Genomic DNA, 13,312 nt, shown 5'->3' with positions numbered 1-13,312 from the left:
GACGGCGCGATGTGGGTCATGGTGCTCGGCGACCTGATCATCTTCGCTTCGTACTTCGTGATCTTCATGGTGCATCGCGCCATGGCGCCCGCGGAGTTCCTCGCCGCCCAGCAGCATCTGAACCTCGACATCGGAGCGTTCAACACCCTTGTGCTGCTGACCAGTTCATGGTTCGTGGCGCGCAGCGTGCTCGCCGCGCGTGGCGGAGACATCGCGGCCGCGCTGCGGCTGACGTACTTCGGCGGCGCGTGCGGCGTGGTGTTCATCGTGATCAAGGCCGTCGAGTGGTGGTCGAAGGTGGCCCAGGGCCACACGATGGGCAGCGGTGAGTTCTTCATGTTCTATTACATGCTCACCGGCGTGCACCTGTTCCACGTGTCGCTGGGGCTGCTGATCCTGGGGATCACGGTGCGGGAGTTGCGCAATCCGCGCAAGCGCCGCATGTCGATGGTGGAGTCCAGCGCCGTGTACTGGCACATGGTGGACCTGCTGTGGGTCGTCATCTTCGGCCTGCTGTACGTGATGAGGTGATGTGGTGACCACGCCCGAAACCGTGCCGGCCAGGTCTGAGACCCGGTCGATCACCGTTGCCTGGCTTGCCCTTTCGGCGATCACCGTGATCGGGTGGTGGTTGGCACCGGGTCACTCCGGCGGTCAGGCCGATCCGAGCGTACCGATCACCGTCGCGGTGATCGTGCTGGGCTTCGTCAAATGCCGCGTGATCATCCGCTGGTTCATGGAGGTACGCAGCGCCCCGGTGTGGTTGCGGCGCAGCACCGATGGGTGGCTCGTCACTCTGTGGCTCGCGGTGCTGGCGATCTACCTGTGGTGACGAACGCTGCTAGGTGGCCGCCCCGGACGCGTCGCCGTCGCCCGGCTCCGGCAACGGGTCGCCCTCCAGGCGCCGGATCCAGCTCTCGCAGAACGCGAAGGTCTCCGCGTGCCCGGTGTCCATCCCGAGTGCACGCTCCATCACCAGCGCCTGGGACACACTCGTGGCGAACACCGTCCAGACCACCGGCGGAACCTCCTCCGACGCCATGCCGTAGCGCTGCAACGCCTCGGCGATGGCGCGATTCTGTTCCTGGCGGAACCGCTCGGCGTAGTAGACGATCTCGGCGCGCAGCGCCTTGCGGTGGTTGGCCAGCCCCATGAACTCCATCGTCAGCCTGGTGGCCTCCGGTGCCGTGCTGAACCGCCAGAGCGCCCACAGCGGTTGCGGGGACTGCAGCGCAGTGGACAGCACCGCCAGCCCTTCCTCTGCCCGGCGGTGGAACACGGCGAGGAACAGATCCTCCATCGTGCGGAAGTAGTAGTGGACCAGTTGCGGTTTGAGGCCGGCCCGGTCCGCCACGCGGCGCGACGTCACCGCGGCGTAGCCCTCCTCGATGAGCAGTTGCTCGGCGGCGTCGAGCAGCACGACGCGATTTTTCGCATCCGGGGCCCCGATCCGCCGCGGCGCTGCCATGCTGACTCCCATTCCCGTTCTGCGCTCTCCCGCTGACTCGCGGGATACCCGAGATCCTTGACCCTAACTCTTACCGCATGCTAAGCAGGTGCTCAGCATTTGGAAACCTTTTGCGCAACACACCGCACGAACGACCCGCCAGCCCCGGGAGGCCATGGACATGACCGACTTCGACACGATCGACTACTTCACCGATCCGTCCCTGGTACCGGACCCGCACCCGTACTTCGACCACCTGCGCAGCAAGTGCCCGGTGACCCGGGAGCCGAACTACGGCGTGCTGGCCGTCACCGGCTACGACGAGGCGGCCGTCGTGCTGAAGGACTCGGATACGTACTCGTCGTGCATCGCGGTCGCCGGGCCGTTCCCGCCGCTGCCGTTCACCCCCGAAGGTGACGACATCACCGACCAGATCACCGAGCATCGGTCACAGATGCCGATGTTCGAACACATGGTCACGATGGATCCGCCCGACCACACCTACGCCCGTTCGCTGCTCAACCGGCTGCTGACGCCGAGCCGGCTTAAGGAGAACGAGGACTTCATGTGGCGCCTCGCCGACGAGGTGCTCGACGACTTCATCGACGCCGGCCGCTGCGAGTTCCTCACGGCCTACGCAAAGCCGTTCTCGCTCTTGGTGATCGCCGATATGCTCGGGGTGCCCGAAGAGGATCACGAGGAGTTCCGCACCGTGCTGGGTGCGCCGCGCCCGGGCGCCAACGTCGGTTCGCTCGACCACAGCGACCTGGTCGGCGCCAACCCCCTGGAGTGGTTGGACGAGAAGTTCATCAAGTACCTGGAGGACCGGCGCAAGGACCCCCGCGACGACGTGCTCACCGCGCTGGCGACGGCGAAGTACCCGGACGGCTCCACGCCGCCGGTCATCGAGGTGGTGCGCTCGGCGACGTTCCTGTTCGCGGCGGGCCAGGAGACCACGACCAAGCTGCTGTCGGCGTCGATGCGGGTGCTCGGCGACCATCCGGAGATCCAGGAGCGGCTGCGCCGCGACCGTACCCGCATCCCGGTCTTCGTCGAGGAAGCGCTGCGGATGGACGCACCGGTCAAGAGCCAGTTCCGGCTGGCCAAGAAGAACACCAAGATCGGCGACATCGACGTCCCCGCCGGCACCACGCTGATGATCTGCCCCGGCGCGGTCAACCGCGATCCGAACCGGTTCGACAATCCGCACGATTTCGACCTGGACCGCAAGAACGTCCGCGAGCACATCGCGTTCGGCCGCGGCGTGCACTCGTGCCCGGGCGGCCCGCTGGCCCGCGTGGAGGGCCGGGTGTCGATCGAACGCATCCTGGACCGCATGGGCGACATCGCCATCGACGAGGAGCTGCACGGACCGCCCGGAAACCGGACGTACAACTACGAGCCGACGTTCATCCTGCGCGGCCTGACCGACGTCAACATCACCTTCACTCCGATTCGTTAGGCGGCGCAAGCGATTCGCGCCCGGTGGCCGTAGTGTCGTTCTAAACTCGAAAAATGGTGTTCCGCAAGACGCTTACGCTTCTGGCTGCCCCGGTGGCGGGCCTGCTCTCGACGAGCGCCGTCCTGGGCGCCGGCAGCGCTGCCGCCCAGCCCGCACCACCGCCGCCTCCGCCGTTGCACCACATCAAGTACACGGTGGGCGCCAGCCAGGACATCGCGAACGCCGAGATCTACTACCGCGAGAAGGATCCGCCGAACTGGGCCGAGTACAGCCATAATCCGTATCTCTACACGCCGAACCAGGAGGCCAATCTCGGACCCGACAAGCCGTGGGTGTTCGAGACCTGGCTGGCCGATCCCGCACAGTGGTCGATGGTCGTGGTGGGTCTGCCCACGGCTCAAACGGCCGACCTGGCCGCGCCCGGCTTCGTGTGCGAGTTACGAGTCGACGATGTCGTCGTCGCCACCGATTCCGGCCTGCGCGGAGCGCTCTGCTCGCAGCGCCCCTGGTAGCCGCCGGCTACTGCGGCGGCGGGTTCCCGCCGCCGACGGAGGCGTCGCCACGCTCCCAGTAGGACCGGTTGTCCTTGGCGATGCAGGTCAGGAACAACCCGTCCGGCGCCTGGGCCACCTCGCCGTCGAGCGCCGGGCACAGATCTCCGACGTTCTTGACGCCGTGCATCTCCGGCGAGCGGAACCACCGCGGCTCGTACCGCCGCGGCGATCCGCAGAACACCAGCCGACCCCAATCCGTCACGCCGAACACGTAATACGTGGTGTTGGAGCAGTAGGAGCCCAGCACCACATTCGGCTGGATACCGGGCGTGCAATTGGGGTAGTTGCACTCCCCGCCGGGAGGCGGTGGCGGCGGGGCCGCCGTTGCCGGCGCTGCCGTCAGGACTGCCGGGGCGGCCAGAGCAGCAAGCGCTGCGACGAGGGATCGCATCCGCACATTTTCCCATGCGGCGGAACGAAATTCTCGCTTTTGGAGAGCACAACTGGCGGCGGCGATAGGCTGGAGCCATGCGCGTAACACGGGTGGTCAGTGGTATCGCAGCGACAGCCATGGCGGTACTCGGAAGCGTCGGCGTCGCACCGTCGGCGCACGCCGAGGATTGGGGCGTCGACATCACCGGCACCTGGAGCGTGTACTCCGACGGCGCGTGGGCCCGGACCAACGGCGTGAAGATCAAGGAACAGTCGGTTCTGGAGACATGGACGGTGAACACCAAGTGTGTGAGCCCTATCGAGTGTTTCGGCGAAGTCAAGAGCAGCCTCGGCTGGACGGGAACCGCCCGGCTGGACGCATATTGGTTCGTCGAGCACGTCGTCCCGAACTGGATGCCTTGCCCGAACGGAACTTTCGCGACCGGCTACCAGAAGTTCATTCTGGTCGGGTGGGACCCGGTGACCGCGCGCTCGAAGACTCGTGACATCACCACCTTCAATGGTCGCAACATCACCAAGAGCGACAGCGGCGCGTGCGGTGTGAACCTGGCGAAGGTGATCGAGCTGCCGGTTCGGATGGACAAGATCTCCTAGAGGGGCACTCTGCGCCGAGATCGCATTCCAGCAGCGTCGGAATGCGGTCTCGGCGTCCAGCGCCGTGCCGTCACATCGGCAACAGGTCCTTCCACGACTTCGGCGCTGAACCCGCTGTGACAGTGCTGATCTGGTGTAATCCGCCGTCGGCGGTCAGGTACTGCCCGGTCTGCGGGTCGTAGGTCGCCGACGCGATGCTCGGCCCTCCGGATGCGCCGCCACCGAATGCGCTCGGGGCGACGGGCGTCGCGCCCTGGGGCGCGGGGACGGCCTGGTTGGGCAGCAGCGGGCCCTGACCGGGCGGCAGCGGGGCCGGCGGTGGGGCCGGCGGTGGGGCCGGCGGGGCGAACAACGGTTGCGGCGGTGCCGGCGCCACACCAGGCACCGGCGGTCCGGGAGGGCCGACCGGGAACGCCGGTGTTCCCGGCTCGGACACCGGCGGCGTCCCGCCGCGCACCGCACCCGGCGGCAGCGGAGTGCCCTGCAGCGGCGCGTGGATACGGTCCTCACCCTCGACCCGGTCGTCGATCGGAATACCCTGTGCGACAAGGCTCGGGTCGAACGGGTACGGACCGGTGAGATGGTTACGCATCGCCAGCGGCACGAACCCACGAGGGTCGTTGCAGAGTTCGACTGTGGGAGCGCGCTTCCCGGGATGCTCGATGCAGGGATAGTTGCGTGCGCCGCGAACGTTCAGCGGACTGTCCTGCGGCAGTTTGCAATACAGGCCGTCCGGGGTGTCGATGACGGTTTCGTCCTCCGGGTTGCGCCACTGCGATGGCGGAAGGAAGCCGACCGAACACGGATTGGGATCGCCGATCGTCAACGCGAAGTCGCCTGCCGGCAGACCTGTCGGGTTGTTCTGCGGCAGACCGAACGACTGCTGCGCGGCGATGATTCCGGGGAACAACACCAACAGCTGCTCCAGTGCCGGGTTGTAGGTCAGCAGCGTCTGGCCCACCGTGGTGAGGTTGGCCAGCAGGATCGGCAGCGTCGGCTTCACCTCCTGCAGAAGCGAACTCACCTCCTGCGCGAAGCCGGGACCGCGCTCGAGCAGCGCGCGGATCTGCGGATCGTTCTGCACCACTTGCGCGGAGATGCCGTTGAGGCTGCGCGCCCAGGTGCGGATCGCGTCGGTGGTCTCGGCCTGCGAATCCAGCAGTGGTCGACTGTCGTCGATCAGGGTGCGCATCTGGTCCGACACACCATTGGCGTCGGTCGCCAGCGTGGTCGCGGAATCGAGCAGCGACCCGAAATCCGGACCCGCACCGTTGAACGCCTTGAAGGTCTCGTCGAGAAGATCCGGGATCCGGTCCTTGGGCAGGCTGTCGACCATCGCGCTGAGCTGGTCGAGCATCGGCCCCACCTGCTGCGGCACCACCGTGCGTGACGCCGGGATCCGCGATCCGTTCTCCAGGAACGGTCCTTCGTCGGTCTGCGGCAGCAGATCCACGTACTGCTCACCGACAGCCGACACACTGCGCACCTCGGCCCGCAGATCCACCGGGATGTCCGGCGAGGTGTCCAGCGACAGGGTCGCCTCGGCGCCGTGCTCGGTGAGCCGGACCTCGGTGACCTTACCGACCTGGACACCGCGGTAGGTGACGTTGCTGAAGCGGTACAGCCCACCGGATTCGGGCAGTTCCAGGGTCACCGCGAGACGCCCGATGCCGAGCAGCGTGGGCACCTGCATGTAGGCGAACAGCATCACCGCGACGCCGACGATCGACGCGATGGTGAAGATGATCAGCTGGTTGCGGACAAAACGGGTCAGCATCAGCCCCCACCTCCTGGTGTCGGCGCGACTGCCGCCGGCACGGCGTCGTTGGCATAGGGACCGGCAAAGATGTTGCCCGGGGTGATCGGTTGCGACTGCGGCAGCCACGGCGCCGCGGGAGGCGGCGGCGTCACCGGCAGCAGCGGCTCGGTGATCGGCGGGAGCGCCGGTGCACCCGCCGCGGCCTCGGACGGAGGCGGCAGCGCCTCCGCGGGCGGCGGCGCGACACCGAGCTTGAGCGGATCGTACGAGTAGTTCAGGTAGTACGGATCCCCAGGCGCCGGAATCAGTTTCGCGTTCTCGTCACCCCAGCGGGTACCGAGCAGCAGCGTCTTCTTCAACCGCGGGTAGGTCAGGTCGAAGGTCGCGTACAGGTTGATGTAGTCGCCGCGGGTGATGCGGTCGGCGAAGGTCGGCCCGTACGGGAACGCCGTCGCCCACAGCAGCGCCAGGTTCAGGTCGGGGCCGACGTCGGCGAGTGCACCGAGTACCGGGCCGAGCTTCTCCAGGTCCTTGATCAGGTCGTCACCGGCGTCGTTGACCACACCGGTGGCGGTGTCGCTGAACTCGCCGAGTTTCCGCAACGCGGTGGTGAACTGCGGCCGTTCCCGGATCAGCACGTCGATGGCCGGCGGCAGCTCCTTCAGCGCGCGGTCGATCACCTGCTGCTGGCCGGCGAAGGTCCCGGCGACTCGTCGCAGTTGGGTCATCGTCGCGATGATGTTGTCCCGCTGCTCATCGAGCACACCGATGAAATTGTCGAGGCGCTGCAACAGTTCCCGGGCCTCGTCCTCGCGTCCGGCGAGACCGGTGCTCATGTTGTGGATGATGTCGCCGATCTGCCCGAGGCCTCCGCCGTTGGCCACGGTCGACAGCGACGACAGGGTCTGCTCGGTCGTCGGATACGTCGACGCCGAGTTCAGCGGCAGCGTCGCACCGGGCTGCAACCGTCCGCTCGGGGCATCGCCCAGCGGCGGGTTCAGCGACAGGTGCATCGAGCCGAGCAGGCTGGTCTGCCCGACCGTGGCCACCGCGTTGGCGGGGATCACGACGTCCGGCTTGACCGACACCTCGACGTCGGCGTGCCAGTCCTGCACCGTCATCCTCCCGACGCTGCCGACGACCACGTCGTCGATCATCACCGGTGAATTCGACTCCAGCGTGGCCACATTGGGGACCTGGATGTGGTAGGTCACCGCGTCCCCGCCGCGGCCGACCGCACCGGGCAGCGGCAGCGAGTTGACGCCCTGGAACGAGCACCCGGACAGCGTGACGGCGGCGGCGCAGCCGAGCGTGGCAAGCGATTTGACACTGCGGATCATGACGGCGGCGTCCCTTCTGCCGGCAGCAGAGGCCCGTTCGGCGCGGGGCCGGCGGGTGCGGGGGTGGGCGGCAACAGCAGCCCGTCGACGGTTGCCGGCGCCGAACCCGCGGGCGGGATGTTCGACAGGATTCGCGGCGGACCCGGCAGCGGCGCACCCGGGAACAGCGCCGGCGACGGTGTGGCGGGGGCGTCCGGGTCGGGCTGGTAGAGCCCGGGCGGACCGGGAGGTGCGTTCCAACCGGGTGGCGGTGCGACGTCGCCCGACCCGATGTAGGCGGACACGGTCGGCGGGGGCTCCGGCGGGTCGCCCGGTCCTGCCCCACCGGGCGCCAGCTTCGGATCGGTGTAGATGAGCCGGTCCGGGCTGACCGCGGGGCGCAGGTACGGGTTGATCGGGAACGGCAGCCCGCCGAAGTTCAGCAATCGCAGTGCCGGACCGAGGTATTGCGCGCACAGCTTCGCCGTCTCCGGGGCGGTCGTGTTCGCGACGCCACCGATCAGACCGCAGACGAACCACACCGGATTCGAGAAGTTCGACAACGCGAACGCACCGGTCACCGATCCGCCGTTCGGGTAGAAGATGTTCTCGAAGTTCGCGATCGCGTTCGGGGTGATGTGCAGCACGTTCTCCAGCGCCGTGCGGTTCTCGGCGAGAATCTGGGCGACCTGACCGAGACTGCGGATCTGCTCGGTGGTCTGTTCCCGGCTGCCCGCGACGAAGCGCTGGACCTCCCCGATCGCCACCGACAGTTCGGACAGCGCGGAATCCAGGTCCGACCGGCTGTCGTTGATGACGCTGGTCAACGTCGCCAAGCGGTTCTGGAACAGCACGATCTGGTCCTTGCTGTCGCGCAGCGCGGTGACGAAGATCTGCAGGTTCTCGATGATGTCGACGATGTTGCCGCTGCCCTCGGCGAAGATGCGGGCGGCACCGGAGAGCTGCCGCAGCGTTTCGCGGAGTTTCTCGCCGTTGCCGTCCATCGCGTTCGCGGCGCTGTCGACGAACCGTGAGATCGCGGTGCCCGACACCCCGGCCTGTGGGCCGAGTTCCTCGGACAGCCGCATCAGCTGGGTCTTGACCTCGTCCCATTCGACCGGAACGGCAGTGCGTTCCTCGGGGATCACGGCGCCGTCGGCCATGGTGGGCCCATTGCCGTCCCGATAGGCCGGCGTGAGTTGCACATACCGGGCCGCGACGAGGTTCTGCGCGACGATGACGGCCTTCGCGTCGGCGGGGACCGGTACGCCCCGGTCGACCTTCAACGTCATCTTGGTCTGCGTGCCCTCGGGTTCGATCTTGTCGATCGTGCCCACCGCGACACCCGACACCCGCACCTCGTCCCCCGGGTAGATCGCGGTCGCGGTCGGGAAGTACGCGGTGATCGTCGTCGGCCCGAAGAACACCTGCCGGGCAAGGAACACCGCGCCGGCGACGAGGAGGATGGCCAGCAGCACCGCGGTGCCGGCCACCACCCGTTTACGGGTTGCCATCATCAGGGAGGTCTCCAGGCTGCGGAAGGCTGTTGACAGGGAACGGGAGCTGCGCGCGTGGGCCCGCGTTGTCCGGCGGTTGACCGATGTCGACTCCGTTGCGGAATCCGAATGCGTAGTCGAGGAACGGCTGCAGCAGCTGTGCGGGCTGGATGTTCGGCACCAGCGCGTTGTAATACGCGCCGTTGGAGACGATCTCGCCCTGGGTCAGGTAGTACTTCGCCGCCCCCGGCAGCATCTTGGCCAGGTCGTCGCGGTGGCGCTCGAGCATCCGCGTGACGTTGTTGATCCGCTCCAGCGCGGGCGAGAGTTCGGCCTCGTTGTCGGCGACCACCGCCGAAAGCTGTTGGGACACCGTCGAGATGTTGGCCAGCAGGCTGGTGATCTGGCGCCTGCGCTCGTTGAGCACCGCGACCAGATCGTTGGCGTTCAGGATCAGCGTGTTCACCTGCTCGCTGCGGTCGGCGAAGATCCCGGTCACCTCGCCGGCGGTGCGCAGCAGTTCGGACAGGCTCTCGTTGCGGTTGTTCAGCGACTGCGACAACCGTGACAGCCCGTCGAACGTCGGCCCGAGCCGCGGGGCGATCTGGTCGAGCGTCTGCGACAGCACGTCGAGTGACTGGTTGAGCTGGGCGGTGTCGGTGTCACGGGTGTTCTCCGTCAGTTCGCCGACCGCGTCGGTCAGCGAGTACGGCGACGACGTTCTGGTGGTCGGGATGACCTGCTGCGAGTCCAGCGTGCCGCTGCCGTCGGAGTCGAGGGCGAGAACCCGTTCACCGAGCAGGGTCCCGGTGCGGATGTGGGCGGTGGTGTCCGAGCCCAAGGCGTACTTGCCGTCGATGGTGAACCCGACCAGGGCGTCGCCGTTGTCGAGTTCGATCGAGGACACGGTGCCGACTTTGATGCCGGACACGGTGACATCGTTGCCGACGGTCAGTCCGCCGGCTTCGGTGAACAGGGCCTGGTAGCGCACCGACGTCGCCCAGGACAGCAACCGTTCGGGCTGCAGGCCGACAGCGATGACGAGGATGATCAGGACAACGCCGATGAAGCCGGCCCTGACGAGTTGGGATCCGCGGTATTTCAGCATCTACTCGTCCACACACCTTCCCTCTTCTTGCTTGATCCAGGGGAAGACCACGGTGCGACCTTCGAGGTCGCTGGCGCGGAACGAGATCCCGCAGATGTAGTACGGGAACCACGCGCCGTACGAGCCGACGCGGGCCAGCTTGCGGTAGACCTCCGGCAGGCGGGACAGCGTGGCGTCTGTCCGGTCCAGGTCGTTGTCGACCAGCGGCGCCAGCCGACTGAGCTCGTCGATGGTGTTGCCCAGCGGCGCCCGGCCCCGGCTGAGCAGATCCGCGATCGACGCGGTGCCCTTGTCCAGCGCGGTGATCGCCGTGCCGATCGGGTCGCGATCGGCGGACAGGCCGGTGACGAGTTGGTCCAGTTTGTCGATCGCACCGGAGAATTCGTCGCCGTCCCTGGCGATCGTGTCCAGCACGGTCCGCAACTCGTCGATCAGGGACTCGATGATCTGGCTGTTGTCGGCCAGCGCGGTGGTGAACGTCGACGACTTGGCGAACAGCGAATCCAGCGTTCCGCCCTGCCCCTGCAGGATCTGCACCAGCGACGAGGTCAGCGCGTTGACGTCCTTGGGATTGAGCCCCTGGATCACGGGCCGCAGCCCGCCCAGCAGTACATCGAGATCCAGTGCGGGCGCGGTGCGCTCGTTCGGGATCTGGGCTCCCGCGGGCAGAATCTGGTTGGAGTCGGGGGTGTCGACGAGCTCCAGGTATCGGTCCCCGACCAGGTTCAGGTAGCGGATCGCAGCGTTGGTGCCGGTGGTCAGCCTGGTGTTGCGGTCGGCGTCGAACGTGACGAGCACACTGCGGTCGGCCTGCAGCTCGACGCCCTTGACGGTGCCGACGCGGATGCCCGCGATGCGCACCGTGTCGCCGGACTTCAGTCGCGACGCATCGTTGAACACGGCCGAATACTCGTTGGCCGCACCTGTTCTGGTGTCGCTGAACACCAGGAACAGAAAGGCCGTGAGCACGGCCATCACCAGGCCGAAGACGGTGAACTTGATCAGCGTCGTCGTCGAGCGCGTCATCCGGGCTGTCCGATCTGTGCGGAGTTGCGCGGCGGGCCGTCCAGCGGGCCGAACAGCCAGTTCTTCAATCCTTCGGAGTTCAGCAGGATGCCCTGGTTGCCGTACTGCGCCGGATTCGAGCCGACGTCACCGACGATCAACGGCGGCACGAACTCGGGGGGCATCTCGGGCAGGCCGAGCTCGGTGCAGTAGTCGCGTCCGCCGCTGGATGCGGCGACCTTCGGGAGGTCGCGCGGGTAGCGGTAGCGCTCCACACCCAGTGTCAGGCCGGCCGAAACGAAGACGCCGGAGAACTGCGGCGGCGACGTCGCGAACGGCACCAGACCACCGATGCCGCACCACAGGGACTTTCGGTAATCGTGGAGTAACTCGGTGGTCGGCACGAGCACCTTGGCGACGCTGGTCAGTCCTTCCCGGTTCTCACCGAGCACCTCGTTGCCGATCTCGCCCAGCCCGATCGAGCTCACCAGGAACCGGTCCAGGTTGTCCTGCTCGTCGACGATGGAATTGCCCAGCGTCGTGAAGTTGTCGATCGTCGAGACGAGATCGGGTGCCGCATCGCCGTAGGCCTCCAGTGTGGGGACGGCGGCCTCGATGTCATGGGCCAGGTTGGGCAGGCTCGGTTCGAGCTTGCCCAGCAACTGGTTGAAATTCGACAGCGTCTGACCGAACTTCTCGCCGCGACCACTGAACGCCTGCGACAGCGCACCGAGCGTCTCGTTGAGCTTCTGCGGTTCCACCGCGTCGAGCACCCGCACGAGTTGCTGGAACACCGTGTTGATCTCGACGGTGATGTGCTCACCGCGCAGCACCTGCCCCGCGCGCAGTTGACCGGTCGGGTTCTCAGGTGCTTCGAGCTGGACGAACTTCGCCCCGAACACAGTTGACGACGCGATGTCGACGTTGACGTTCTCCGGGATCAGGTGCAGCTGCGAGGGATCCATGTTCAGCTGCAGTGCCGCGGTGCCGTCCGGCCGGTAGTCGATCGATTTGACCGAACCGACCTGTACGCCGCGCATCTTGACCTTGGCGTCGGGGTTCATCACCAGACCGGCGCGCTCGGAGATCACGGTCACCGGAACGGTTTCGGTGAACTTGCCGGCGAACAACCCGATCGCGAGCGCGAGGATGAGCACCAGCGCCACCACCAGGCCGAGCCCGGCCAGTGGCCGTACCGCGTTCGACACCCCGAAGTGGCGTCCCGAGGACGCCGCCAGCGGTGCTGCGGTGCTTTGCGTTTCGGACCGGTGGAGTGGGCCTGGTCCCAGGTTTCTACTCAACTCGTCTCCCCTAGCCCGACAGGTTGAAGTTGCCGTTGGAACCGTAGATGGACAGCGACACCAGCAGTGTCACCGACACCACAACGACCAGGGAGGTGCGCACCGCGTTACCGACCGCGGCACCCACGCCCGAGGGTCCACCCGAGGCGAAGTAGCCGAAGTAGGTGTGCACCAACAGGATCGCGATCGCCATCAGTACGGCCTGCAGGAACGACCACAGGAGGTCGATCGGGTTCAGGAACGTGTCGAAGTAGTGGTCGTAGAGTCCACCGGACTGTCCGAACAACACCACGGTGGTGAACTGCGACGCCACGAACGACAGGATCACCGCGATCGAGTACAGCGGAGTGATGGCGACCATGCCGGCCACGATGCGTGTCGACACCAGGTATTCGACCGGCCGGATCCCCATCGACTCCAGCGCGTCGATCTCCTCGTTGATCCGCATCGCGCCCAACTGCGCGGTCACCCCGGCACCGAACGTCGCGGCCAGCCCGATCCCGGCGACCACTGGTGCGGCGATGCGCACGTTGATGAACGCGGCCAGGAATCCGGTCAGTGCTTCGATACCGATGTTGCCCAGCGAGCTGTAACCCTGGATCGCCAGTGTGCCGCCCGCGGCCAGGGTCAAGAAGCCGACGATCACCACGGTGCCGCCGATCATCGCCAACGTGCCCGCACCCATGGAGATCTCGGCGATCAACCGGATGATCTCCTTGCGGAAGTGCACCGCCGCATGGGGCACACCCGCGATCGCGCGGCCGTAGAACAGCACGTGATCGCCGAGGCGGCCGAGCAGTGAGATCGGCCGGCCCAGATGGTCGACGAGCCGCGGGAACCGCGACCGGATGACTGCTGAAGTACCCATATCGTT

The 13,312-nt window shown here is 66.9% G+C and carries 14 protein-coding genes; 5 read left to right on the top strand and 9 right to left on the bottom strand.

Annotated elements, in window-relative coordinates; genetic code table 11:
* The first annotated feature begins 9 nt into the window (after positions 1–9).
* Entirely contained in the window at positions 10–531 is a 522-nt protein-coding gene (locus BST38_RS14125; RefSeq protein ID WP_083144036.1) for a cytochrome c oxidase subunit 3, read from the top strand.
* A gap of 4 nt (positions 532–535) precedes the next feature.
* The gene (locus BST38_RS14120; RefSeq protein ID WP_237160800.1) at positions 536–832 is read left to right on the top strand and encodes a cytochrome C oxidase subunit IV family protein; all 297 of its coding nucleotides are present in this window, start codon (positions 536–538) and stop codon (positions 830–832) included.
* Between the two features lie 9 nt (positions 833–841).
* On the opposite strand, the gene BST38_RS14115 is transcribed toward BST38_RS14120, so the two are convergent.
* Positions 842–1,468 carry a TetR/AcrR family transcriptional regulator gene (locus tag BST38_RS14115; protein ID WP_083143955.1) on the bottom strand — a complete coding sequence of 209 codons (627 nt, stop codon included), beginning with the start codon at positions 1,466–1,468 and terminating at the stop codon, positions 842–844.
* Positions 1,469–1,628: 160 nt separating this feature from the next.
* Here BST38_RS14115 and BST38_RS14110 point away from each other — a divergent pair, with 160 nt between their 5' ends.
* Positions 1,629–2,909 (top strand): cytochrome P450, encoded by a 1,281-nt coding sequence (locus BST38_RS14110; RefSeq protein WP_083144034.1) that lies wholly within the window; start codon positions 1,629–1,631, stop codon positions 2,907–2,909.
* A 53-nt stretch (positions 2,910–2,962) separates the two neighbouring features.
* Positions 2,963–3,421, top strand: coding sequence for an Rv2576c family protein (locus BST38_RS14105; protein WP_083143954.1), 459 nt, complete (start codon positions 2,963–2,965; stop codon positions 3,419–3,421).
* A gap of 7 nt (positions 3,422–3,428) precedes the next feature.
* Here the strand turns inward: BST38_RS14105 and BST38_RS14100 are convergent, their stop codons facing one another.
* Positions 3,429–3,854 carry a hypothetical protein gene (locus BST38_RS14100; protein WP_083143953.1) on the bottom strand — a complete coding sequence of 142 codons (426 nt, stop codon included), beginning with the start codon at positions 3,852–3,854 and terminating at the stop codon, positions 3,429–3,431.
* A gap of 77 nt (positions 3,855–3,931) precedes the next feature.
* On the opposite strand from BST38_RS14100, the gene BST38_RS14095 reads away from it, so the two are divergent.
* Entirely contained in the window at positions 3,932–4,450 is a 519-nt protein-coding gene (locus BST38_RS14095) for an Rv2253/PknI dimerization domain-containing protein (protein ID WP_083143952.1), read from the top strand.
* Between the two features lie 70 nt (positions 4,451–4,520).
* On the opposite strand, the gene BST38_RS14090 is transcribed toward BST38_RS14095, so the two are convergent.
* The 7 genes from BST38_RS14090 to BST38_RS14060 all read right to left on the bottom strand — a co-directional run bounded on the left by BST38_RS14090 (position 4,521) and on the right by BST38_RS14060 (position 13,306).
* The gene (locus tag BST38_RS14090; RefSeq protein WP_083143951.1) at positions 4,521–6,227 is read right to left on the bottom strand and encodes an MCE family protein; all 1,707 of its coding nucleotides are present in this window, start codon (positions 6,225–6,227) and stop codon (positions 4,521–4,523) included.
* Entirely contained in the window at positions 6,227–7,549 is a 1,323-nt protein-coding gene (locus BST38_RS14085; protein ID WP_083143950.1) for an MCE family protein, read from the bottom strand. Before BST38_RS14085 ends, BST38_RS14090 begins: the two co-directional genes overlap by 1 nt.
* Positions 7,546–9,045: an MCE family protein gene (locus tag BST38_RS14080; protein WP_083143949.1), complete on the bottom strand. Its 1,500-nt coding sequence runs from the start codon at positions 9,043–9,045 to the stop codon at positions 7,546–7,548. The genes BST38_RS14085 and BST38_RS14080 overlap by 4 nt, the downstream gene beginning before the upstream one ends.
* A complete protein-coding gene (locus BST38_RS14075; protein WP_083143948.1) occupies positions 9,029–10,132 on the bottom strand; it encodes an MCE family protein in 1,104 nt (367 codons plus the stop codon). Before BST38_RS14075 ends, BST38_RS14080 begins: the two co-directional genes overlap by 17 nt.
* Positions 10,133–11,158: an MCE family protein gene (locus tag BST38_RS14070; RefSeq protein ID WP_083143947.1), complete on the bottom strand. Its 1,026-nt coding sequence runs from the start codon at positions 11,156–11,158 to the stop codon at positions 10,133–10,135.
* Positions 11,155–12,345, bottom strand: coding sequence for an MCE family protein (locus tag BST38_RS14065; protein WP_110781753.1), 1,191 nt, complete (start codon positions 12,343–12,345; stop codon positions 11,155–11,157). Before BST38_RS14065 ends, BST38_RS14070 begins: the two co-directional genes overlap by 4 nt.
* A gap of 103 nt (positions 12,346–12,448) precedes the next feature.
* Positions 12,449–13,306, bottom strand: a complete 858-nt coding sequence (locus BST38_RS14060) for an MlaE family ABC transporter permease (protein ID WP_083143945.1) — start codon at positions 13,304–13,306, stop codon at positions 12,449–12,451.
* Positions 13,307–13,312 lie beyond the last annotated feature (6 nt).

The organism is Mycolicibacterium parafortuitum (assembly GCF_002086815.1).
Lineage (GTDB): Bacteria > Actinomycetota > Actinomycetes > Mycobacteriales > Mycobacteriaceae > Mycobacterium > Mycobacterium parafortuitum.
The sequence above is the reverse complement of the archived record's forward strand: the minus strand, read 5'-3'. Positions and strand labels throughout refer to the sequence as shown.

What these genes read in the sequence shown, in the direction of transcription:
- BST38_RS14110 (WP_083144034.1), top strand. Translation starts at nt 1,629, where the DNA reads ATGACCGACTTCGACACGATCGACTACTTCACCGATCCGTCCCTGGTA.
- BST38_RS14080 (WP_083143949.1), bottom strand. Translation starts at nt 9,045, where the DNA reads ATGATGGCAACCCGTAAACGGGTGGTGGCCGGCACCGCGGTGCTGCTG.
- BST38_RS14095 (WP_083143952.1), top strand. Translation starts at nt 3,932, where the DNA reads ATGCGCGTAACACGGGTGGTCAGTGGTATCGCAGCGACAGCCATGGCG.
- BST38_RS14060 (WP_083143945.1), bottom strand. Translation starts at nt 13,306, where the DNA reads ATGGGTACTTCAGCAGTCATCCGGTCGCGGTTCCCGCGGCTCGTCGAC.
- BST38_RS14090 (WP_083143951.1), bottom strand. Translation starts at nt 6,227, where the DNA reads ATGCTGACCCGTTTTGTCCGCAACCAGCTGATCATCTTCACCATCGCG.
- BST38_RS14075 (WP_083143948.1), bottom strand. Translation starts at nt 10,132, where the DNA reads ATGCTGAAATACCGCGGATCCCAACTCGTCAGGGCCGGCTTCATCGGC.
- BST38_RS14105 (WP_083143954.1), top strand. Translation starts at nt 2,963, where the DNA reads ATGGTGTTCCGCAAGACGCTTACGCTTCTGGCTGCCCCGGTGGCGGGC.
- BST38_RS14070 (WP_083143947.1), bottom strand. Translation starts at nt 11,158, where the DNA reads ATGACGCGCTCGACGACGACGCTGATCAAGTTCACCGTCTTCGGCCTG.
- BST38_RS14100 (WP_083143953.1), bottom strand. Translation starts at nt 3,854, where the DNA reads ATGCGATCCCTCGTCGCAGCGCTTGCTGCTCTGGCCGCCCCGGCAGTC.
- BST38_RS14085 (WP_083143950.1), bottom strand. Translation starts at nt 7,549, where the DNA reads ATGATCCGCAGTGTCAAATCGCTTGCCACGCTCGGCTGCGCCGCCGCC.
- BST38_RS14115 (WP_083143955.1), bottom strand. Translation starts at nt 1,468, where the DNA reads ATGGCAGCGCCGCGGCGGATCGGGGCCCCGGATGCGAAAAATCGCGTC.
- BST38_RS14125 (WP_083144036.1), top strand. Translation starts at nt 10, where the DNA reads ATGTGGGTCATGGTGCTCGGCGACCTGATCATCTTCGCTTCGTACTTC.